At 71.8% G+C, this 20,538-nt stretch carries 20 protein-coding genes and 3 tRNA genes; 21 read left to right on the forward strand and 2 right to left on the reverse strand.

Features of this window, described 5'->3' with window-relative positions; all coding sequences use genetic code 11:
- Window positions 1-25: 25 nt before the first annotated feature.
- The 8 genes from rfbA to ACIPXM_RS18055 all read left to right on the forward strand — a co-directional run bounded on the left by rfbA (window position 26) and on the right by ACIPXM_RS18055 (window position 7,799).
- Window positions 26-916, forward strand: a complete 891-nt coding sequence (gene rfbA / locus ACIPXM_RS18020; RefSeq protein ID WP_401656276.1) for a glucose-1-phosphate thymidylyltransferase RfbA — start codon at window positions 26-28, stop codon at window positions 914-916.
- 43 nt (window positions 917-959) lie between these two features.
- Complete coding sequence (rfbC, locus tag ACIPXM_RS18025; RefSeq protein ID WP_401656278.1) at window positions 960-1,565, forward strand: dTDP-4-dehydrorhamnose 3,5-epimerase; 606 nt, start codon at window positions 960-962, stop codon at window positions 1,563-1,565.
- A gap of 115 nt (window positions 1,566-1,680) precedes the next feature.
- Window positions 1,681-2,670 (forward strand): UDP-glucose 4-epimerase GalE, encoded by a 990-nt coding sequence (gene galE, locus ACIPXM_RS18030; protein WP_401656280.1) that lies wholly within the window; start codon window positions 1,681-1,683, stop codon window positions 2,668-2,670.
- 75 nt (window positions 2,671-2,745) lie between these two features.
- Window positions 2,746-3,867, forward strand: coding sequence for a glutamate 5-kinase (proB, locus tag ACIPXM_RS18035; RefSeq protein WP_401656282.1), 1,122 nt, complete (start codon window positions 2,746-2,748; stop codon window positions 3,865-3,867).
- 161 nt (window positions 3,868-4,028) lie between these two features.
- Window positions 4,029-4,505, forward strand: coding sequence for a hypothetical protein (locus tag ACIPXM_RS18040; RefSeq protein WP_401656284.1), 477 nt, complete (start codon window positions 4,029-4,031; stop codon window positions 4,503-4,505).
- Between the two features lie 112 nt (window positions 4,506-4,617).
- Complete coding sequence (locus ACIPXM_RS18045; protein WP_401656286.1) at window positions 4,618-5,901, forward strand: glutamate-5-semialdehyde dehydrogenase; 1,284 nt, start codon at window positions 4,618-4,620, stop codon at window positions 5,899-5,901.
- Between the two features lie 90 nt (window positions 5,902-5,991).
- Window positions 5,992-6,564: a hypothetical protein gene (locus ACIPXM_RS18050; RefSeq protein WP_401656288.1), complete on the forward strand. Its 573-nt coding sequence runs from the start codon at window positions 5,992-5,994 to the stop codon at window positions 6,562-6,564.
- Window positions 6,565-6,722: 158 nt separating this feature from the next.
- Window positions 6,723-7,799: a hypothetical protein gene (locus ACIPXM_RS18055; RefSeq protein ID WP_401656291.1), complete on the forward strand. Its 1,077-nt coding sequence runs from the start codon at window positions 6,723-6,725 to the stop codon at window positions 7,797-7,799.
- Here ACIPXM_RS18055 and ACIPXM_RS18060 read toward each other — a convergent pair.
- Window positions 7,784-8,905, reverse strand: a complete 1,122-nt coding sequence (locus tag ACIPXM_RS18060) for a M48 family metallopeptidase (RefSeq protein ID WP_401656294.1) — start codon at window positions 8,903-8,905, stop codon at window positions 7,784-7,786. The genes ACIPXM_RS18055 and ACIPXM_RS18060 overlap by 16 nt on opposite strands.
- Before the next feature lie 128 nt (window positions 8,906-9,033).
- Here ACIPXM_RS18060 and ACIPXM_RS18065 point away from each other — a divergent pair, with 128 nt between their 5' ends.
- The 8 genes from ACIPXM_RS18065 to ACIPXM_RS18100 all read left to right on the forward strand — a co-directional run bounded on the left by ACIPXM_RS18065 (window position 9,034) and on the right by ACIPXM_RS18100 (window position 13,855).
- The gene (locus tag ACIPXM_RS18065; protein ID WP_401656946.1) at window positions 9,034-9,264 is read left to right on the forward strand and encodes a hypothetical protein; all 231 of its coding nucleotides are present in this window, start codon (window positions 9,034-9,036) and stop codon (window positions 9,262-9,264) included.
- A gap of 83 nt (window positions 9,265-9,347) precedes the next feature.
- The gene (locus tag ACIPXM_RS18070) at window positions 9,348-9,509 is read left to right on the forward strand and encodes a hypothetical protein (RefSeq protein WP_401656296.1); all 162 of its coding nucleotides are present in this window, start codon (window positions 9,348-9,350) and stop codon (window positions 9,507-9,509) included.
- A gap of 71 nt (window positions 9,510-9,580) precedes the next feature.
- On the forward strand, window positions 9,581-10,201 hold the full coding sequence (gene nadD / locus ACIPXM_RS18075) for a nicotinate-nucleotide adenylyltransferase (protein WP_401656298.1): 621 nt from the start codon (window positions 9,581-9,583) through the stop codon (window positions 10,199-10,201).
- A 19-nt stretch (window positions 10,202-10,220) separates the two neighbouring features.
- Window positions 10,221-11,984, forward strand: coding sequence for an LCP family protein (locus ACIPXM_RS18080; RefSeq protein WP_401656300.1), 1,764 nt, complete (start codon window positions 10,221-10,223; stop codon window positions 11,982-11,984).
- 95 nt (window positions 11,985-12,079) lie between these two features.
- On the forward strand, window positions 12,080-12,517 hold the full coding sequence (gene rsfS / locus ACIPXM_RS18085; RefSeq protein WP_401656302.1) for a ribosome silencing factor: 438 nt from the start codon (window positions 12,080-12,082) through the stop codon (window positions 12,515-12,517).
- Window positions 12,514-13,167, forward strand: coding sequence for a histidine phosphatase family protein (locus ACIPXM_RS18090; RefSeq protein WP_401656912.1), 654 nt, complete (start codon window positions 12,514-12,516; stop codon window positions 13,165-13,167). Before rsfS ends, ACIPXM_RS18090 begins: the two co-directional genes overlap by 4 nt.
- A 137-nt stretch (window positions 13,168-13,304) precedes the next feature.
- Window positions 13,305-13,377: transfer RNA gene (locus ACIPXM_RS18095), tRNA-Ala, on the forward strand.
- Between the two features lie 244 nt (window positions 13,378-13,621).
- Window positions 13,622-13,855 (forward strand): hypothetical protein, encoded by a 234-nt coding sequence (locus tag ACIPXM_RS18100; protein WP_401656304.1) that lies wholly within the window; start codon window positions 13,622-13,624, stop codon window positions 13,853-13,855.
- Here ACIPXM_RS18100 and ACIPXM_RS18105 read toward each other — a convergent pair.
- Window positions 13,834-15,174 (reverse strand): glycosyltransferase 87 family protein, encoded by a 1,341-nt coding sequence (locus ACIPXM_RS18105; RefSeq protein ID WP_401656306.1) that lies wholly within the window; start codon window positions 15,172-15,174, stop codon window positions 13,834-13,836. The genes ACIPXM_RS18100 and ACIPXM_RS18105 overlap by 22 nt on opposite strands.
- A gap of 123 nt (window positions 15,175-15,297) precedes the next feature.
- On the opposite strand from ACIPXM_RS18105, the gene ACIPXM_RS18110 reads away from it, so the two are divergent.
- The 5 genes from ACIPXM_RS18110 (at window position 15,298) to ACIPXM_RS18130 (ending at window position 20,490) form a co-directional block, all read left to right on the forward strand.
- A tRNA-Ala gene (locus ACIPXM_RS18110) sits at window positions 15,298-15,370 on the forward strand.
- A gap of 68 nt (window positions 15,371-15,438) precedes the next feature.
- A tRNA-Ala gene (locus ACIPXM_RS18115) sits at window positions 15,439-15,511 on the forward strand.
- Between the two features lie 274 nt (window positions 15,512-15,785).
- Entirely contained in the window at window positions 15,786-18,659 is a 2,874-nt protein-coding gene (leuS, locus tag ACIPXM_RS18120) for a leucine--tRNA ligase (protein WP_401656308.1), read from the forward strand.
- A 129-nt stretch (window positions 18,660-18,788) separates the two neighbouring features.
- Window positions 18,789-19,532 (forward strand): hypothetical protein, encoded by a 744-nt coding sequence (locus ACIPXM_RS18125; protein WP_401656310.1) that lies wholly within the window; start codon window positions 18,789-18,791, stop codon window positions 19,530-19,532.
- A gap of 112 nt (window positions 19,533-19,644) precedes the next feature.
- Window positions 19,645-20,490 carry a DegV family protein gene (locus tag ACIPXM_RS18130; RefSeq protein WP_401656312.1) on the forward strand — a complete coding sequence of 282 codons (846 nt, stop codon included), beginning with the start codon at window positions 19,645-19,647 and terminating at the stop codon, window positions 20,488-20,490.
- The last annotated feature ends 48 nt before the right edge of the window (window positions 20,491-20,538 follow it).

Below are 20,538 nucleotides of genomic sequence, written 5' to 3' on the forward strand. Positions count from 1 at the left end.
CGCGCCTGCCGTAGGCTGCGTGCCCATGCGTGGAATTTTGCTTGCCGGTGGTACCGGCTCCCGGCTGTGGCCGATCACCCGAGCCGTGTCGAAGCAGCTGATGCCGGTCTTCGACAAGCCGATGATCTACTACCCCCTCTCGACCCTGGTGATGGCAGGGCTCCGGGAGATCCTGATCATCACGGGACCCGACGAGCGGCCCCAGTTCGAGCGGCTGCTCGGCGACGGCTCCGACTGGGGCCTGGACATCCGCTTCGCGACCCAGGACCAGCCCAACGGCATCGCCGAGGCGTTCGTCATCGGTGAGGAGTTCATCGGTGACGAGCCGGTCGCGCTGATCCTCGGCGACAACATCTTCCACGGCGTCGGCCTCGGCCGACAGCTGGCGAAGTACGCCGAGCCCGCCGGCGGTGTGGTCTTCGCCCACGCCGTCTCCGACCCCACCGCCTACGGTGTCGTCGACTTCGACGAGAACGGCGTCGCCCGTTCCATCGAGGAGAAGCCGAAGAACCCGAAGTCCCGCTACGCGGTCCCGGGCCTCTACTTCTACGACAGCCGGGTCGTCGAGATCGCCAAGGGCCTCAAGCCCAGCGGCCGCGGCGAGCTGGAGATCACCGACGTCAACAAGTACTACCTGGACCGCGGCGAGCTCCAGGTCTCGGTCCTCGACCGCGGCACCGTGTGGCTCGACACCGGCACCTTCCAGTCCCTCGTCCAGGCGTCCGAGTACGTGCGCGTGGTCGAGGAGCGCCAGGGCATGAAGATCGGCTGTCTGGAGGAGGCCGCCTGGCGTCAGGGCTTCATCGACGACGACCAGCTGCGCGCCCTCGCCGAGCCGCTGACCAAGAGCGGCTACGGCGACTACCTGCTGGAGCTGCTCGCGCACGAGTCCGCGGCCGCGCCCGGCGACGCGTAGTCACGCACAGTCCCGCAGAAATCAGAGAGGAAACGGCTCTTCCATGAAGGTCAACCCCCTTGGCATCGAGGGCGCCTGGGAGTTCGTCCCGCAGCAGCACGGTGACGCCCGAGGTCTCTTCCTCGAGTGGTACAAGGCCGAGCGGATGGCGGAGGCCGTCGGTCACCCGCTGAACCTGAAGCAGGGCAACCTCTCGGTGTCCGCCGCCGGTGTCGTGCGCGGCATCCACTTCGCCGACGTGCCGCCCGGCCAGGCCAAGTACGTGACCTGCGTGCGCGGCGCGGTGCTCGACATCATCGTGGACGTCCGGGTCGGCTCGCCGACCTTCGGGAAGTGGGAGGCCGTGCGCCTCGACGACCAGGACCGCAAGGCCGTCTACCTCTCCGAGGGCCTCGGCCACGGCTTCTGCGCGCTGACCGACGACGCCACCGTGACGTACCTCTGCTCCGAGGGGTACGCCCCGCAGCGCGAGCGCACCATCCACCCGCTCGACCCGGCCATCGGCATCGAGTGGCCGGTCGAGGGCGAGCCCGAGCTGTCCGCCAAGGACGCCGAGGGCCCGACCCTGGCCGAGGCGCGCGCGCAGGGCATCCTGCCGGTGTACGAGGAGTGCGTGGCGTTCCGCCGCTCGCTGGCGGAGCGCGGCTGACCGTCCGAGTCGTCCCGGGTGCCGCGGTGCGGGGCACCCGGCGGGTACCGGCCGTTCCCTCCTGGGGGCGGCCGGTACCCGTTTTCCCCCGCCCGATTCGCGTTAGGGTGCCCGAATGACGTGGCTCATCACCGGCGGTGCCGGATACATCGGTTCCCATGTCGTCAAGTCCATGACCGAGGCCGGTGAACGGGTGGCCGTCCTCGACGACCTCTCCCACGGCGACCCGGCCCGGCTGCCCGCGGGCGTCGCGCTGGAGGTCGGCACGGTGCTCGACCGGGCGTTTGTCGACCGGGTGCTGCGCGAGCACGCGGTCGAGGGGATCGTGCACCTCGCCGCGAAGAAGGCCGTCGGCGAATCCGTCGAACGGCCGCTCCTCTACTACCGGGAGAACCTCAGCGGGCTGCAGGTGCTGCTCGACGCCGCCGCCGGGGCGGGCGTCAGCTCCTTCCTCTTCTCCTCCTCCGCCTCCGTGTACGGGACGCCCGACACCGACCTGGTCACCGAGGACACCCCGTGCGCGCCGCTCAGCCCGTACGGCGAGACCAAGGTCGCGGGGGAGTGGATGGTCCGCGCGGTGGGCCGGGCCCACGGCATGGCCACCGGCTGCCTGCGCTACTTCAACGTGGCGGGCACCGCCGCCCCCGAGCTCGCCGACACCGGCGTCGCCAACCTCGTCCCGATGGTCTTCGAACGCCTCGACGCCGGCCGCCCGCCGCTGATCTTCGGCGACGACTACCCGACCCCCGACGGCACCTGCGTCCGCGACTACATCCACGTCGCCGACCTCGCCGACGCCCATCTGACCGCCGCGCGCCGGCTCGCCGAGCGGGCCGCCAAGGACGACTTCCGCGATCTCACCCTCAACATCGGCCGCGGCGAGGGCGTTTCGGTACGGGAGATGATCGACCTGGTCCGCGAGGTCACCGGCCGGGACGTGACGCCCGAGGTCGTCGCCCGCCGCCCCGGCGACCCGGCGCAGGTCGTCGCCTCCGCCGAACGGATCTCCACCGAACTGGGCTGGACCGCCCGCCACGACGTCCGTTCCATGATCGCCTCGGCCTGGGCCGCGCACACCGCGCGCTCCGTCCAGCCTGCGGAATAGAGGGGCGGCGGCCACGGCCGCTCGCGTAGATTGCTCGCCGAGCGACAGCACGAGCAGGACGGCGAGGACCCGCAGGTGACAGTGGCCAGGCAGTACGTGACGGAAGCCCGCAGGATCGTCGTGAAGGTCGGCTCGTCCTCGCTGACCACGGCGTCCGGCGGGCTCGACGCCGACCGGGTCGACGCCCTCGTCGACGTCCTCGCCAAGGTCCGCGACGGCGGGGCGAAGGAGGTCGTGCTGGTCTCCTCCGGCGCCATCGCCGCCGGGCTCGCGCCGCTCGGCCTCACCCGCCGCCCCAAGGACCTGGCCCGCCAGCAGGCTGCCGCCAGCGTCGGCCAGGGCCTGCTCGTCGCCCGCTACACCGCCTCCTTCGCCCGCTACGGCGTCCGGGTCGGCCAGGTGCTGCTCACCACCGACGACACCAGCCGCCGCGCCCACTACCGCAACGCCTACCGGACCCTGGACCAGCTCCTCGCCATGGGCGCCCTGCCGGTCGTCAACGAGAACGACACCGTCGCCACGGACGAGATCCGTTTCGGCGACAACGACCGGCTCGCCGCCCTCGTCGCCCACCTGGTCCGTGCCGATCTGCTGGTGCTGCTCTCCGACGTGGACGGCCTCTACGACGGCGACCCGGCCAAGCCCGGCACCGCCAGGATCGAGGAGGTGCGCGGCCCCGAGGACATCGCCCACGTCGAGATCGGCTCGGCCGGCAAGGCGGGCGTCGGCACCGGCGGCATGGTCACCAAGGTCGAGGCCGCCCGGATCGCCGCCGCCGCGGGCATCCCGGTGGTGCTGACCTCCGCCGTCCGCGCCGCCGACGCCCTCGCGGGCCGGGACACCGGCACCTACTTCCACCGCACCGGCCGCCGCTCCGCCGACCGGCTCCTCTGGCTCGCCCACGCCTCCACCCCGCAGGGCGCGCTGATTCTCGACGACGGGGCCGTACGGGCCGTGGTCGAGGGCAAGAAGTCGCTGCTCGCCGCCGGGATCGCCGCCGTCGAGGGCGAGTTCAGCGCGGGCGACCCGGTCGAACTCCGGGACACCGGAGGCCGCGCGGTCGCCCGCGGGCTCGTCAACTTCGACGCCAAGGAACTGCCCCGGCTGCTCGGCCGCTCCACCCACGAGCTGGCCCGCGAACTCGGCCCGGAGTACGAACGCGAGATCGTCCACCGTGACGACCTGGTCGTGATGTGAACCGAAACGGCTGAAAGTCTGGTCATCCGGTAGGGACCTTTACCAAAACCGCCCCACGCACCGCCGTGGGCTGGTCAACTTTGTCTCGGGGGCAACGAGAGGGTGGGGAACACCAGCACGCGCAGCAGTACGCAGCACACGCATCACACAGGAGGCCGCCGGTGAGACGAGCGCGCCCAGGGGCGGCGATGCCCCGAGGGACGGCCGAACGCGCCCTGACGAGCGTCGAGGCCGGAGCCGACTTCGACGACGAACCCGAGGACACGGCCCAGGAGAAGCCGGCGCCCGAGCGGGAGCTGTCCAAGCTCTGGCACATCACCCTCAGCGTCAGCGGAGCCGCGGCCCCGCTGAAGGAGGTGCGCCGGGCCCTGGAACAACTGGCCCACGACCACCCCTTTCTGCTGACCAGCCGCTATGCCGACGACCACGCGGAGATCCGCTACTGGGAGGAGGCCCGCGACCTGCACGACGCGGCGGCGGTCGCCCTGCGGCTGTGGGGCGAGCACCGGCAGAGCGCCAAGCTGCCGCCGTGGGAGATCGTCGGGCTCGAGGTCATCGACCGGGAGACCTACCACCAGCGGATCGCCGAGGGCTACGGCCCGCCGCCGGCCGCCCCCGTGGGGGTCCACCCGTACTGACGTCCGGCCGACGTCAGGCCGGGGCCGCCGGTGGGCGGGACGCCGTCTCGCCCTGCGGGACGACGCCCGAAGCCGTGAGAGATGTCCGCAGCGGTGCCAGTACCCTGCGGGCATGACCTCGCTCACGCCCTTCGACAACATGACCCCGGTCGCCCAGGCGGCCTACCGGGCCCGCGCCGCGGCCGCCGAAATCGCGCCACTCCCGCGCGCGACGAAGGACGACGCCCTGCTCGCCGTCGCGGACGCCCTGGAGGTCCGCACCGCCGAGATCGTCGAGGCCAACGCCGAGGACATCGCCCGCGCCCGCGCGGCGGGCACCAGCGAGTCCGTCATCGACCGGCTCACCCTCACCCCCGAGCGGGTCCGCGCCATCGCCGCCGACGTCCGGCACGTCGCCGCGCTGCCCGACCCGGTCGGCGAGGTGGTCCGCGGCTCCACCCTGCCCAACGGCATCGACCTGCGCCAGGTCCGCGTCCCGCTCGGTGTCGTCGGCATCATCTACGAGGCCCGCCCCAACGTCACCGTCGACGCCGCCGCGCTCTGCCTCAAGTCCGGCAACGCCGTCCTGCTGCGCGGTTCCTCCTCCGCCTACGCCTCCAACAGCGCCCTGGTGAAGGTCGTCCGCGACGCCGTCGGCGGCGCCGGACTGCCCGCCGACGCCGTCCAGCTCGTCCCCGGCGAGTCCCGCGACTCCGTCCGCGAACTGATGCGCGCCCGCGGCCTCGTCGACGTCCTCATCCCGCGCGGCGGCGCCTCCCTGATCCGCACCGTCGTCGAGGAGTCCACCGTCCCGGTCATCGAGACCGGCACCGGCAACTGCCACGTGTACGTCGACGCCCAGGCCGACCTCGACATGGCCGTGGACATCCTCATCAACTCCAAGGCCCAGCGGGTCAGCGTCTGCAACTCCGCCGAGACCCTCCTGGTCCACCAGGACATCGCCGCCGCCTTCCTGCCCCGCGCCCTCGCCGCCCTCGCCGACGCCGGGGTCACCGTCCACGCCGACGAGCGGGTCCTCGCCCACGCCGAGGGCGGCAAGGCCACGGTCGTCCCGGCCACCCCCGAGGACTGGGAGACCGAGTACCTCTCCTACGACATCGCCGCCGCCGTCGTCGACTCCCTCGACGCCGCCGTCGAGCACATCCGGCTCTGGTCCTCCGGCCACACCGAGGCCATCGTCACCACCTCCCAGGCCGCCGCCCGCCGCTTCACCCAGCTGGTCGACTCCACCACCGTCGCCGTCAACGCCTCCACCCGCTTCACGGACGGCGGACAGTTCGGCTTCGGCGCCGAGATCGGCATCTCCACGCAGAAGCTCCACGCCCGCGGCCCCATGGGCCTTCCGGAACTCACCTCCACCAAATACATCGTGACCGGCGACGGTCACATCCGGTAACCGACGGCCACCCGGACGGACGCCGTTCCCGGGCAGGGACAGTTCGCGCTCTCCCTGCCCAAAACCCCCTCCCGGGTCTACTCTGAGTCCGTGCCGGACGACGTGGGGGGCACGCCGTTCCCGGACGGCGCAGACCCTGAGGACTCTGTCGACCGCGGCGGCGCCGAAGAGGAATTCGCCACCGTGGTGTTCGACGAGGACTTCGTCAGGGCCGCCGTCCACCACGAGCCCACCGCCGTCGAACGCCTCCTCGCCGCCGCCCAGGCCCGCGCCGAGGCCGAGGCCGCCAGGGCCCGCGCCGTCGCCGGCCTCGCCGACGACGAGCGCTACGAGGACGACTACGGCCTCGGCCGCCGCTCCGGCGGATACGACCCGGAGACCGCCGACGACGACCTCGGCCCCTACGGCCCGCACGGCGGCGCCCTGCGCCCCTACCGCAACAGCGCCCGCTGGCACCGCCCGGTCGCCTGGGTGCTCGCCCTGGTGATGGGCGTCGGCATGGTCGCCCTCGCCTTCAGCGCCGTCTACCGGGGCGCCTCCGCCAACCGCCAGGACCGCATGCCGCCGCCCGCCACCACCGGCGTCGACAAGCCCCGCGCCGTCCCCTCGGTGGCCTCCGCCCCCTCCGCACCTCCCGTCCCCACCGCACCCGGCGCCCCCTGACCCACCCGCCCGGAGCACCCCGGCACCCGATCGGCGCACCCCCCGCGAGATCTCTCCGCAGGCCCTCCCACCTGCCCGCCCGCGCCCCGTCGGAAATCTTCCGAAGTTGTCGTGTACCTGGGCGTTTACCGAAGCTTCCGCAGACCTACCCTGAAGGTATGGCAGGGCGTGGCGACCCGCCTGAGGGGCCACCCGAGGGACTCCCCGGCGGTGAGGACGAGTACCGAGCCGTCGTCTTCGACGAGGCGTTCGTCCGTGCTGCCCGGCTCCAGGAGTTCTCCGCCGAGGAACGCATGGGAGAGCACTCCCAGGCGGTCCGCTCCCGCTCCTCCTTCGAGGGCCGCGGCGGCTCCCGGCAGGCCCTGCTGCTCGTCCTGCTGATCCTGCTGGCCTTCGGCACCGCGGTCTACCTCGGCGTCCGCAACCCCTACCAGACCCCCGCCGACGTCCGGGCCGAGCCGCTGCGCACCACCCTGGTCCCGCTCGCGCCCCAGGGCCAGGTCGCCGGGGGCACCCCCGCCGCCCTCTTCGCCCACAGCCCCGCCGCCGAGTACCGCACCGGCGCCGCCGGGATCAACCTCCCCATGACCGCCCGCACCACCCACTTCTCCGAGAGCCAGGTGGTCGCCGCCCTCGGCATCGCCAAGGACTACCTGGTCGCCTCCTCCCTCGACCCCGACGTCCTCGCCGGACGCTCCACCCGGCCGCCCCGGCTGCTGCTCGACCCCGACCAGCTGGAGCAGTACGACCGCAGTGTGGAGTCCCCGCAGGACGACGGCCGGCACGCCCTCGCGGGCTGGCTGGTCCGCTTCGACGGCCGGCGGGCCGTCCTGGCCGACCCCGGCGTCCGGGTCCAGGGCACCCTGCGCTTCGCCGAGGTCGACGCCGACCAGATCGACGTCACCTCGGACCACACCTTCACCTACGCGGTCCGGCCCGCGACCTCGGGCGGCGGCCCCGCCCCGCGCGCCTCGCTGTTCACCGTCCACCGCGAGCTGCACTTCCGCTTCGACCGCGAGGACCTGCGGATGCACCGCGCCGAACTGCTCACCAGCACCGCCCAGGCCGGACCCCAGTCCTGCGACGCCGACACCAGCGGCTCGCTGCGCCCGCTGCTGGCGGGCGAGCGCGCCGCCGACCCGCGCCACCAGCCGGGCACCGACCCGTACGCCACCGGCCGGCCGGCCGCCGCGCTCTGCGGAGCACTCGCCCCGAGCGCTCAGCCCTCGCTCTGACCCGTGCCGCCGCCCTGCCCCTGGGCACCGTCCTGGGCCTGGCCGCCGTCCTTGCCCTTCGCGCCGTCCTGCCCCTTCGCGCGGTCCCGGCCGAACAGCTTCCCGCCCAGGTCGCCCGCGAGGTCCCCGGCGCCGCCGGCTATGTCGCTGACCAGCTTCATCAACGGATCCTTGCTGGTGCGCACCGTCTCCGCGTAATGCCGACCCGACTCGCGGAAGGAGTCGGTCACCGAGGTGTCCTTGTCCTCCGTCCGGCGCGGGTAGTGGCCGTCCATGATCCGCTGGTAGTCGCGGGTCTCGGACCACTTCTTCAGCTCGGCCGCCCGCACCGTGGTGAACGGGTGCGAACGGGGCAGCACATTGAGGATCTTCAGGACGGAGTCCCGCAGGTCGCCGCCCTTCTCGTATTCGTCGGCCTGGGCGAGGAACGCGTCCACGTTCATCTCGTGCAGGTGGTTGCCGCCCGCGATCTTCATCAGACCGCGCATCGACGCCTGCAGGTCCTGGCCGACCAGCAGCCCGGCCCGGTCGGCGGACAGCTCCGACTTCCGGAACCACTCGCGCAGCGCCGTCACGATCGCCATGATCGCCACATTGCCCAGCGGGATCCACGCGACCTTCAGGGCGAGACCGGTGAGGAACAGCAGGACCGTCCGGTACACCGAGTGGCCCGACAGGGCGTGCCCCACCTCGTGCCCGACGACCGCCCGCATCTCCTCCTCGTCGAGGAGCTCCACCAGACCGGTGGTGACCACGATGATCGGCTCGTCGAGGCCGATGCACATCGCGTTGGGCACCGGGTCCTGCGTGACGTACATCGGCGGGACCTTCTCCAGGTCCAGGATGTAACAGGCGTCCCGCAGCATGTCGTTGAGGTGGGAGAACTGTGCGTCGCTCACCCGCACGGAGTCGGAGAGGAACAGCAGCCGCAGGCTCCGCTCGGGCAGCAGCCCGCTCAGCGCCTTGAAAACGGTGTCGAAGCCGCTCAGCTTCCGCAGCGCGACCAGCGCGGAGCGGTCGGCCGGGTGTTCATAGGCCCGCGAGGAGATCTCGGGGAAACGCTTGCGCTGCCTGCCCGGCAGATTCTCCTGGTGGTGATCGGACATGGATGCCCCCTGTTCGTACGAGTCGCTGCTCGTCCCCCTGACACGACCCAGCCTAGGCGAGGGGACTACCGTGTGCCGGAGCCTGTGGATAACTCGGGCGCTGTGGACAACCGAGGAGCACGACCGCCATGCCGGACATCGCGACCACCGCCGTCACCCCTCTGCTCGCCGCCGCCGCACAGCAGGGCCCCGGTGACACGCTCCGGATCGTGCTGCTCGGTTCGATGGTCGGTGCCGTGCTGCTCGCCTGGTTCCTGCTGCGCGGCTACCGCAAGGACAGGGACACCGAGCCGGGCGGGCCCGGCGAGGGGGCCGGCACCGGCCGGGCGGAAAACGGCCCCGGTGACGCCAACGCCTGAGTCGGCGTGATCGTGCCGCGACCCGCCGCATACGATGTGCGCGAAGTCTCCGCTCCCATCCCCGATCGAAGGTCCTGTCGAAGATGAGCCTCCACGCCACCGCCGTCAACCTGGTCACGCTCGCCGAGGGTGCCGAGCACGGCGGCAACCACGAGTCCCTCAGCCCGTACATCACGGGTGGCGGCGCCTTCATCGCGCTTCTGCTCCTGCTGTGGGTCACCACCCGCTTCAACCGCGACCGCTGAGCCGCGCCGCCGCTGAGCCGGCCGAGGCCGCCGGACCGGTGCCCGTCGCCGTGCCAGTAGGCTCTGCACGCATGGGAGAGCAGGAAGTGCCTACTGGCGCCCGCGCCAAGCGCCGGCTCGGCGTGATGGGCGGAACGTTTGATCCGATCCACCACGGACACCTGGTGGCCGCCTCCGAGGTGGCCGCCCTGTTCCACCTGGACGAGGTGGTGTTCGTGCCGACCGGACAGCCGTGGCAGAAGAGCGACAAGGCCGTCACACCGGCCGAGGACCGCTACCTGATGACGGTCATCGCCACCGCGTCCAACCCGCAGTTCTCCGTCAGCCGCATCGACATCGACCGGGGCGGCCCGACGTACACCATCGACACCCTGCGGGACCTGCGCTCCCTCAACAGCGACTCGGACCTCTTCTTCATCACCGGGGCCGACGCGCTGTCGCAGATCCTCACCTGGCGCGACGCCGAGGAACTCTTCGGGCTCGCCCACTTCATCGGAGTGACCCGCCCGGGTCACGACCTCACCGACGACGGACTGCCCAAGGGCGGGGTGTCGCTGGTCGAGGTGCCCGCGCTCGCCATCTCCTCCACGGACTGCCGGGCGAGGGTCGCACAGGGCGACCCGGTCTGGTATCTGGTCCCGGACGGTGTGGTGCGCTACATCGACAAGCGCCAGTTGTACCGCGGCGAGTGAGCCTCGGGGAGGGGCACCGGTGAACGATCAGCAGCACCCGTACGACCCGTACTATCCGCAGCCGCAGATCATCGGCTACGACGCGTACGGGCAGCCGGTGTACCAGCAGCAGGTCCCGCAGCAGCACTACGACCCGTACGGCCAGCCCGTCCAGCAGCAACAGCCGCAGCAGCAACAGCAGCCCCAGCAGCAGGACTACGGCTACGACCCGTACGCGCAGCAGCAGGCTCCTCAGCAGCAGGCCCCGCAGGCCCCGCAGTACCCCCAGCAGGACCAGTACCCCCAGGGGACCTCGTACCAGCAGCAGCCGTACGACCCGTACGCCCAGCAGCCCGCGTACGACTATCAGCAGCAGCAGTACGACACGGGTGCCCAGTGGGCCGTCCGCACCGAACCCGCGCCCGCCCCCGCGCAGGCTCCGACGCGGGCCCCGGCCGCCCCGCAGGACCCGGCGCCCCAGGCCGCCGCCGTGCCGGGCGCCGTGCCGGGACAGCGGCCCGCGCCCGACGGCGACGCGCGGGACTACCGCACCGAGCAGTTCTCGTTCATCGAGGAGCCCGACGAGGACTCCGAGGACGTCATCGACTGGCTCAAGTTCACCGAGAGCCGCTCCGAGCGGCGCGAGGAGGCCCGCAGGCGCGGCCGCAACCGCGTCGTCGCCCTCGTCGTGGTCCTGGTGCTCGCCGTCGTCGGTGGCGTCGGCTACCTCTGGTCCGCGGGCAAGCTCCCCGGCCTCGGTGACGACGGGCCCGCGGCGAACACCGCCACCGGACCGCAGCAGCGCGACACCATCGTGGTGCACCTGCACAACACCAAGGGCGGCGGCACCTCCACCGCCCTCCTGGTCGACAACACCACCACCAAGCAGGGCACCACCGTGCTGCTGCCGAACGCGCTCGCCGTCGCCGACGACGAGGGCGCCACCACCACCCTCGCCAAGTCCGTCGACGACGACGGCTCCAGCGGCACCCGTGAGGCCCTGGGCAACCTCCTCGGCACGAAGATCGCCGGTACCTGGCGGCTCGACACCCCGTACCTGGAGAACCTCGTCGAGCTCGTCGGCAACGTCGACATCACCACCGACACCGACGTGCCCGGCGCCAAGGCCGGTGACGAACCGCTGGTCAAGAAGGGCGAGAACCAGACCCTCAACGGCCGCGCCGCCGTCGCCTACGCCACCTACCGGGCCTCCGGCGAGGCCGAGGCCAAGCAGCTCCAGCGCTTCGGCCAGGTCATGTACGGAGTGCTGCGGAAGATCTCCGACGATCCCAAGGCCGCCACCGTCACCATCGAGACGCTGGCCCAGATCCTCGACCCCTCGCTGCCCGAGAAGGACCTCGGCGCCTCGCTCGCCAAGCTCGCCGAGCACGCCAAGATCGGCGACTACAAGACCGCGGTGCTGCCCGTCGAGCCCGACGGCTCGCTCAGCGACGCCACCGGCGACAGCGTCGTCAAGGACATCCTCGGCGGCAAGGTCAGCGCCCCGGAGAAGGACGCCGCCACCCGGGTGGCGGTACGCGACGCCACCGGCAAGGACGCCACCGAGGCCGCCCGCGTCGTGCTGATCAACGGCGGATACGCCGCGGTCGGCGGCACCAAGGCGGCCCCCCAGGAGAAGTCGCAGGTGCTCTACGCCGACGACGCCCAGAAGGCCGCCGCGGCGGAGGTCGCCAAGACGCTCGGCCTGCCGGCCGGATCCGTCACCAAGGGCAAGCCCGCCGGAAACGCCGAGGTCACCGTGGTCCTGGGCGCCGACTACAAGATCCCCGGAGGCAAGCGCTGAGGGAGCGGGCGACGACCCTCCGATAATCGTTTTAGGGGCCGTCGGCGGTACGTGAGACCCTTGAGGTGACTCAGACCGCCGACGAAAGCCTGCTAGTGACCGCCACGGACCGCTCCATCGAGCTCGTCAACCTCGCCGCCCAGGCGGCGGCCGACCGCCTCGCGCACGACATCATCGCGTACGACGTCAGCGACGTGCTGTCGATCACCGACGCCTTCCTGCTCGCCTCCGCGCCCAACGACCGCCAGGTCAAGTCGATCGTCGACGAGATCGAGGAGCGGCTGCAGAAGGAGCTCGGCGCCAAGCCGGTGCGCCGTGAGGGCGACCGCGACGCCCGCTGGATCCTGCTCGACTACGTCGACATCGTGATCCACGTCCAGCACAGCGAGGAGCGCGTCTTCTACGCGCTGGAGCGCCTGTGGAAGGACTGCCCCGAGATCCCGCTGCCCGAGGAGGCCCTCGAGACCCGCGGCAAGGCGGCGGAGCACGCCCGGCTGACGGGCGCCGACGGAGCGGACGGTGAGCTGAGCTGACCAGCGGCAAGGGCGGTTCAGGCCGCCGCATCGTGCTGTGGCGCCACGGTCAGACGTCCTGGAACCTGGAGCGCCGCTTCCAGGGCTCCACGGACATCGAGCTGACCGAGACCGGCGTCGCCCAGGCGCGCCGGGCCGCCCGGCTGCTCGCGGCGCTCCAGCCGGACGCGATCATCGCCTCCGATCTGAAGCGGGCGGCGGCCACGGCCGCCGAGCTCTCCGCGCTGACCGGCCTCACCGTCGCCCATGACGCCGCCCTGCGCGAGACGTACGCGGGCGACTGGCAGGGGCTGACGCACGAGGAGATCACCTCGCGGTACGGCGAGCAGTACGCGGCGTGGAAGCGCGGCGAGCCGGTGCGGCGCGGTGGCGGCGAGCTGGAGACCGAGGTGGCCGACCGGGCCGCTCCGGTCGTCCTCGAGGGCGCCGAGAAGCTCCCCGAGAACGGCACGCTGGTCGTCGTCAGTCACGGCGGCACCATCCGCACCACCATCGGGCGGCTGCTCGAGCTGGAGGCGCGGCACTGGGAGAGCCTGGGCGGCCTGTCGAACTGCTGCTGGTCGGTCCTCGGCGAGGGCGCCCGCGGCTGGCGGCTGCTCGAGCACAACGCCGGGACGCTGCCCGAGCCCGTCCTCGGCGACGACGACTAGGACCCCGGCCAGGGCACCGGCCGGGGCCCCGGCCAGGGCAACGTCACGGGTGCCGGCCGGAGCGACCGGATTTCACTTTCCGGCAGGTCACAGGCTAAAGTTCTTCTTGTTCGCAGCGCACGGCGCGGAGAACGCGAGGGGCTATAGCTCAGTTGGTAGAGCGCCTGCATGGCATGCAGGAGGTCAGGAGTTCAATTCTCCTTAGCTCCACAGTCACCGAATCCCGTCCCCAACAGGGGGCGGGATTCGTCGTTCCGTCACTTCCCGGCTCGCCGAAGCCCGCTGACCCCCTTGCGGGGCCATGGCAGAATCGGACCGCCGGAGGGGAAGAGGGTCCGGGCGGGAGGGAGCGCGCATGGCCGTGGACGGTGCCGAGGCGATCGATGCCGTCGCCGTCGCGAGTCCAGCTCCTGGAACCGCGTCCACGTCCCGCGCTCACACCTGGAGCTGAGTGATGGGTGCACACAGGCGGAAGTGCGACTGGTGCGGCAGCGGTACGCCCATCGTCCGGGACATGGACCCGGTCAACTCCTCGTTCCAGTACTGGTGCGAGGAGTGCGCGCGGGCGCTGATCATAAAAGGCGACCCCATCGAGACGTACCGCGAGCTCGAAGGGGAGCCGATCTACGGCCGGCTCCTCGACGAACACTGCACCCTGAAGCGGTTCTACTCCTTCGCGACGGCCTGAGGCCGCCGCTCGCCCGTGGCCGGCCGGGGCAGTTCCGGCCCGCCGGTCACGCCCGTCACGCCGGTCGCGCCCGTTCCGTCGGCCTTCCGGGCCCGGAGCAGCGTCCACGCGTACCCGGCGAACACCGCGGTCGCCGTCAGCGGGTAGACCGCCGACAGCAGCATCTGCCCGGCGTTCTGGTCGAGTTCGGGGCGGCCCGGGTCGTGCGGCACCCACCACAGCGCGAACGAGGCGAAGGCCAGCGCCACGGCCCCGGTCACCAGCCACGCGCGCGTGGCGCGGTCGTACAGCAGGATCAGCAGCGGCACGCACCACACCCAGTGGTGCGACCAGGAGATCGGGCTGACCATCAGGGCCGTGAACGCGGTGACGAGCACCGCCACCGCCCTGTCGCCGCGCACCGCGGCCCGGACCGCGAGGGCCATCGCCGCGCCGCCCAGCAGCACGGCCGCGGCCAGCCACCAGATCCCCGGCGCGTCCGTGTGCAGCAGACGTGCCACCACGCCGCTGATCGACTGGTTGGCCGTCTCCTCGGCGTGACCGACCCGGCCGGTCTCGAACAGCGTCCTGGTCCAGAACGTCTTCGAGGCGTCGGGCAGCGCCAGCACCATCGCCAGGGTGGTCACCAGGAACACCCCGGTCGCCGTCAGGCCGGTGCGGAGCCAGGGGTTGAGCGCGCGCACGCCGAGCGCCCGGTCCCGGCGCCAGATCAGCAGTCCGGCCGCGAACAGCAGCACCACGAAGAGGCCGGGGGTGAGCTTCACCGCGGTGGCGAGCCCGATGCCGAGGCCGGCCCACCGGCTGCCCTCGCGCCGGGTCAGGTCCCACAGCACGGCCACCGCGATCAGCAGATTGATCTGGCCGTACCGCAGGGTCGTCCACACCGGCTCGCACCAGACGGCGATCGCCGCGATCCACAGTGTGGAACGCCACAGATCGACGCGGGCCGCCGGGCGGGCCAGGGCCGGCCGGATCAGCTGCAGCGACAGCTGCACCATGGCCACCACGAGCAGCAGATTCCCCGCGGTGGTCAGGGTGCGCATCAGCGGCACGCCGACCACCGTCAGCGGCAGGAACAGCACGGCGGCGAACGGCGGATAGGTCATCGCGAGGTTCGCCGAGGTGGCCCGCATCGCGTACAGGTCGTCCCCGGCCCGCAGGGTCTCGGCCTCGGCCCGGTAGACCATCACGTCGAGCATGTTCACGTGGGCGAGCCGCTGGGCCACCCAGAACGCCGTGAAGGAGAGCAGGCAGACGGCCGCGGCGGCGGCCAGGGGCCTCAGCCGGGTGCGGTGGGACGGGAGCGGGGATACGGACACAAAGGGCGACCCTACCCGCAGCCTCGGACAGTCCCGCCGAAACGGATTTGGAGATCTGCCCGGCCGCCGGTTAATGTTCTCTTCGTCGTCGCGCCGGAGACCGGGGCGGAGACAGCGGAACAAGGGGCTATAGCTCAGTTGGTAGAGCGCCTGCATGGCATGCAGGAGGTCAGGAGTTCAATTCTCCTTAGCTCCACAGAATGGTGGCGGGCCGTCCGGACCGGATGGCCCGCGTCATTTCTGCGGTAGCCTGAATCCGCACGAGGGGCTATAGCTCAGTTGGTAGAGCGCCTGCATGGCATGCAGGAGGTCAGGAGTTCAATTCTCCTTAGCTCCACAGAAGCTTCACCGAAAGAAGCGGGTCATCCGGATCGGATGGCCCGCTTCTTCGCGTACCGCCCCCTGGAACACCGATGCGGCCCGCGCGGGCCCTGCGGTACCCTGACGCCATGCGTGCCGTACGCCTTCTGCTTAGCCGGCCGCGCTGATCAGTCCCGACGGATGAAAGATCCGGTCGGCATCGGCGCGGCGTCCCCTCCTGTGCGAGGGGATTTTTCGTTTCGTGACAGTGCTGGCAGTGGGCAGAGACGATCGATGGAGCTTCAAGGATCATGACCGAGATCAACACGGCTGCCGAGACGGCGGCCCCGCATCGCTACACGGCGACCCTGGCCGCCGACATCGAGGCACGCTGGCAGGACGCCTGGGACGCCGAGGGGACCTACGAGGCCCCGAACCCCAGCGGCGACCTGGCCGGGGACGCGGCCGTCGCGGCCCGCCCCAAGAAGTTCATCATGGACATGTTCCCGTACCCGTCCGGTGCGGGCCTGCACGTCGGCCACCCCCTGGGCTACATCGCCACCGACGTTTTCGCCCGCCACGCGCGCATGACGGGCCACAACGTCCTGCACACCCTGGGCTTCGACGCCTTCGGCCTGCCGGCCGAGCAGTACGCCGTGCAGACCGGCACGCACCCGCGCGTGTCCACCGAGGCCAACATGGAGAACATGAAGGTCCAGCTGCGCCGGCTGGGCCTGGGCCACGACAAGCGCCGGTCGTTCGCCACGATCGACCCGGAGTACTACAAGTGGACGCAGTGGATCTTCCTGCAGATCTTCAACTCCTGGTACGACCCGGAGGCCGACCGGGCACGCCCGATCGCCGAGCTGGTCGAGCGCTTCGAGAACGGCACCCGTGAGGTCCCCGGCGGCCGCGCCTGGAGCGAGCTGAGCGCCGTCGAGCGCGCCGACGTCCTGGGCGAGTACCGCCTGGCGTACGCCTCCGACGCCCCCGTCAACTGGTGCCCCGGCCTGGGCACCGTGCTGGCCAACGAGGAGGTCACCGCCGACGGACGCTCCGAGCGCGGCAACTTCCCCGTCTTCAAGGCCAAGCTGCGCCAGTGGAACATGCGCATCACCGCCTACGCGGACCGCCTGCTGGACGACCTGGACGGCCTGGACTGGCCCGAGGCGATCAAGCTGCAGCAGCGCAACTGGATCGGCCGCTCCGAGGGCGCCCGCGTCGACTTCCAGGTCGGCGACTCCGGTGCCATCACCGTCTTCACCACCCGCCAGGACACCCTGTTCGGCGCCACCTACATGGTCCTGGCCCCCGAGCACGAGCTGGTCGAGAAGATCGTCCCGGCCGCCTGGCCCGAGGGCACCCACGACGTGTGGACCGGCGGCCACGCCACCCCCGCCGAGGCCGTCGACGCCTACCGCAAGCAGGCCGCCGCCAAGTCCGACGTCGAGCGCCAGGCCGAGGCCAAGGACAAGACCGGCGTCTTCACCGGCGCGTACGCGACCAACCCGGTCAGCGGCGAGCGGGTCCCGGTCTTCATCGCCGACTACGTCCTGATGGGCTACGGCACCGGCGCCATCATGGCCGTCCCGGCGCACGACACCCGCGACTTCGCCTTCGCGCGCGCCTTCGAGCTGCCGATGCGCTGCGTCGTCGAGCCGAACGACGGCCGCGGCACCGACCCGGCCGAGTGGGACGACGCCTTCGCCTCCTACGAGGCCAAGCTGGTCAACTCCGCCAACGACGAGATCGCCGTCTCCCTGGACGGCCTGGGCGTCGTCGAGGCCAAGGCGAAGATCACCGCCTGGCTGGCCGACCGCGGCATCGGCGAGGGCACCGTCAACTTCCGGCTGCGCGACTGGCTGTTCAGCCGCCAGCGCTACTGGGGCGAGCCCTTCCCGATCGTCTACGACGAGGACGGCGTCGCGCACCCGCTGCCCGAGTCGATGCTGCCCCTGGAGCTGCCGGAGGTCGAGGACTACTCGCCGCGCACCTTCGACCCGGACGACGCGGACACCCAGCCGGAGACCCCGCTGTCCCGCAACGAGGACTGGGTCAACGTCACCCTGGACCTGGGCGACGGCCCCCGCGCGTACCGCCGCGAGACCAACACCATGCCCAACTGGGCCGGTTCCTGCTGGTACGAGCTGCGCTACCTGGACCCGCACAACGACCAGAAGCTGGTCGACCCGGCCATCGAGCAGTACTGGATGGGCCCGCGCGAGGGCATGCCCACCGGCGGTGTCGACCTGTACGTCGGCGGCGCCGAGCACGCCGTGCTGCACCTGCTGTACGCCCGCTTCTGGTCGAAGGTCCTGTTCGACCTGGGCCACGTGTCCTCGGCCGAGCCGTTCCACAAGCTGTACAACCAGGGCATGATCCAGGCGTTCGTCTACCGCGACGCCCGGGGCATCGCCGTCCCGGCCACCGAGGTCGAGGAGCGCGACGGCGCCTACTTCCACCAGGGCGAGCAGGTCAGCCGCGTCCTGGGCAAGATGGGCAAGTCCCTGAAGAACGCCGTCACCCCGGACGAGATCTGCACCGAGTACGGCGCCGACACGCTGCGCCTGTACGAGATGGCGATGGGCCCGCTGGACGTCTCGCGCCCGTGGGACACCCGAGCCGTCGTCGGCCAGTACCGGCTGCTGCAGCGCCTGTGGCGCAACATCGTCGACGAGGCCACCGGCGAGGTCACCGTCGTCGACGAGCCGGCCGACGACGACACCCTGCGGGCCCTGCACAAGGCCATCGACGGGGTCGGCCAGGACATGGCCGCGATGCGTTTCAACACCGCCATCGCGAAGATCACCGAGCTGAACAACCACCTGACCAAGACCGGTGGAGCGGTGTCCCGGCCGGTCGCCGAGCAGCTGGTGCTGCTGGTCGCCCCGCTGGCCCCGCACATCGCCGAGGAGCTGTGGCGCCGCCTGGGCCACCCCGGATCGGTCGTCCACCAGGACTTCCCGGTCGCCGACCCGGCCTACGTGGTGGACGAGACCGTGACCTGCGTCGTGCAGATCAAGGGCAAGGTCAAGGCCCGCCTGGAGGTCGCCCCGTCGATCACCGACGCCGAGCTGGAGACGCTGGCCCTGGCCGACCCGGCCGTGGTGGCGGCGCTGGGCGGCGCGGAGATCCGCAAGGTGATCGTCCGCGCGCCGAAGCTGGTCAACATCGTCGCGGGCTGACGGACCACCGCTCAAAGGGCCGTCCCCTAGGGGGCGGCTCGGGGCAGGTTGGGGGTTCCGATGGAACCACCGGCCTGCCCCTTCCGTTTACCGTGGGAGAACCACAACCGAGGCCGGAGGGCGAGGCACATGGAAGCCGCGATCACGATCATGGCGCTGCTGTTCGTCGCCTTCGTCGCACTCGGGGTCTACGTCACCGTGAAGGTCGCCAAGGCGGCCAAGCGCGGCGTCGACCGCACCATCGACCAGGCCCGCCGCACGGTCGAGGACACCACCCTGCGGGCCAAGAGCTTCGGCCCCGGCGGAATCACCGCCGAGCTGGCCCAGCTGCGGCTTTCGCTGCGCACCTCGATGCGCGCCACCCAGGACGCCCTGCAGGCCGCCGTCGCCGAGGACGCCTCCCTCCAGGAGTCCCTGGAGCTCTTCCGGCGCCTCAGCGCCCACGGGCACGAGCTCGACGACGACCTCAAGCGCCTGGAGCGCGAGCCCGACAAGGCCCATGTCGCCGCCCAGCTGCCCGAGCTGCGCCGCCGCGTCGGCCAGGTCACCGAGTCCGCCGACGCGCTGCGCTTCGCCGCCCGCGACCGGGCCCGCAAGTTCGCCGAGGACGACCTGTCCGCGCTCAGCGCCCAGATCGACGTCGAGGCGGGCGCCCTGCGCCACTGGACCGAGACGGACACCACGGCCGGCGCCGCCGGCGCCACTGGTGCCGCGAGCCCGGGGCAGGGGTGGCCCGCGGCCGGAGCTCCCGCACCGGGCGCGGAGCGGGCGCCGGCGTACGGGCAGGGCCGGCCGCAGGCGATCAACGCTCCGGATCCGCGCGCCACGTCCTACCCGTGGGAGAAGTCGGCCCGCCCGGAGACCACCACCTGAGCCCGCACCGGAGCGGTTCCGGTACGGCCCGCCGCCCCCGGCGGGCGGCGCCGGAAGCGCTGGTGGGGGCCCGGGCTGCCGCGCGGGGGGCCTGACGGGTAACCTCCCGCTCATGTCCCGGCATGTCGCGATCGTCACCGATTCCACGGCCTACCTGCCACCCCAGACGATGGAGCGGCACGCCATCACCGCCGTTCCGCTCACGGTCGTCATCGGCGACCAGGCACTTGAGGAAGGGACCGAGATCTCGGCCCGCTCCCTCGCGGAGGCCCTGCAAAGACGCCGCTCGGTGACCACCTCCCGGCCCGCGCCCGAGGTCTTCGCCGAGACCTACCGCGCGTTGGCCGACGCGGGCGCGGACGGCATCGTCTCGCTCCATCTGTCCGGCGAGTTCTCCGGCACCTACGACGCGGCCGTGCTCGCCGCCAAGGGCGCCCCGGTGCCGGTACGTGTCGTCGACACCCGCATGGTCGGGATGGCCCTCGGCTTCTGCGCCCTCGCGGCGGCGGAGGTCGTCGAGGCGGGCGGCTCGCTCGACGAGGCCGTCGCAGCCGCCGAGAAACGGGCCGCGAGCACCTCCGCCTTCTTCTACGTCGACACCCTCGACTATCTGCGCCGCGGCGGGCGGATCGGCGCCGCCCAGGCACTCCTCGGCTCGGCGCTCGCGGTGAAGCCGCTGCTCGAACTCGACGGCGGGCGGATCGAGCTGCGCGAGAAGGTGCGCACCGCGTCCAAGGCGATCGCACGGCTCGAGGAGATCGCCGTCGAACGCGCCGGGGCCGGGCCCGTCGACGTCGCGGTCCACCACCTCGCCGCACCCGAGCGGGCCGCCGTGCTCGCCGAGCGGCTGCGTGACCGGCTGCCGGGCGTCGAGGACCTCCAGGTCACCGAGGTCGGCGCGGTCATCGGGGCGCACACGGGACCGGGGCTGCTCGCGGTGGTGGTCTCGCCGCGCTGAGGTGGCGGGAGGGGCGGCGGCTTCCCTCGTGTGAGTGACGGAGTTTTC

This window comes from Streptomyces sp. NPDC090025 (genome assembly GCF_044748125.1).
In the GTDB taxonomy this organism is placed as follows: Bacteria; Actinomycetota; Actinomycetes; order Streptomycetales; family Streptomycetaceae; genus Streptomyces.

What these genes read in the sequence shown, in the direction of transcription:
- rfbA (WP_401656276.1), top strand. Translation starts at nt 26, where the DNA reads ATGCGTGGAATTTTGCTTGCCGGTGGTACCGGCTCCCGGCTGTGGCCG.
- rfbC (WP_401656278.1), top strand. Translation starts at nt 960, where the DNA reads ATGAAGGTCAACCCCCTTGGCATCGAGGGCGCCTGGGAGTTCGTCCCG.
- galE (WP_401656280.1), top strand. Translation starts at nt 1,681, where the DNA reads ATGACGTGGCTCATCACCGGCGGTGCCGGATACATCGGTTCCCATGTC.
- ACIPXM_RS18045 (WP_401656286.1), top strand. Translation starts at nt 4,618, where the DNA reads ATGACCTCGCTCACGCCCTTCGACAACATGACCCCGGTCGCCCAGGCG.
- ACIPXM_RS18055 (WP_401656291.1), top strand. Translation starts at nt 6,723, where the DNA reads ATGGCAGGGCGTGGCGACCCGCCTGAGGGGCCACCCGAGGGACTCCCC.
- ACIPXM_RS18060 (WP_401656294.1), bottom strand. Translation starts at nt 8,905, where the DNA reads ATGTCCGATCACCACCAGGAGAATCTGCCGGGCAGGCAGCGCAAGCGT.
- ACIPXM_RS18065 (WP_401656946.1), top strand. Translation starts at nt 9,034, where the DNA reads ATGCCGGACATCGCGACCACCGCCGTCACCCCTCTGCTCGCCGCCGCC.
- ACIPXM_RS18070 (WP_401656296.1), top strand. Translation starts at nt 9,348, where the DNA reads ATGAGCCTCCACGCCACCGCCGTCAACCTGGTCACGCTCGCCGAGGGT.
- nadD (WP_401656298.1), top strand. Translation starts at nt 9,581, where the DNA reads ATGGGAGAGCAGGAAGTGCCTACTGGCGCCCGCGCCAAGCGCCGGCTC.
- ACIPXM_RS18100 (WP_401656304.1), top strand. Translation starts at nt 13,622, where the DNA reads ATGGGTGCACACAGGCGGAAGTGCGACTGGTGCGGCAGCGGTACGCCC.
- leuS (WP_401656308.1), top strand. Translation starts at nt 15,786, where the DNA reads ATGACCGAGATCAACACGGCTGCCGAGACGGCGGCCCCGCATCGCTAC.
- ACIPXM_RS18125 (WP_401656310.1), top strand. Translation starts at nt 18,789, where the DNA reads ATGGAAGCCGCGATCACGATCATGGCGCTGCTGTTCGTCGCCTTCGTC.
- ACIPXM_RS18130 (WP_401656312.1), top strand. Translation starts at nt 19,645, where the DNA reads ATGTCCCGGCATGTCGCGATCGTCACCGATTCCACGGCCTACCTGCCA.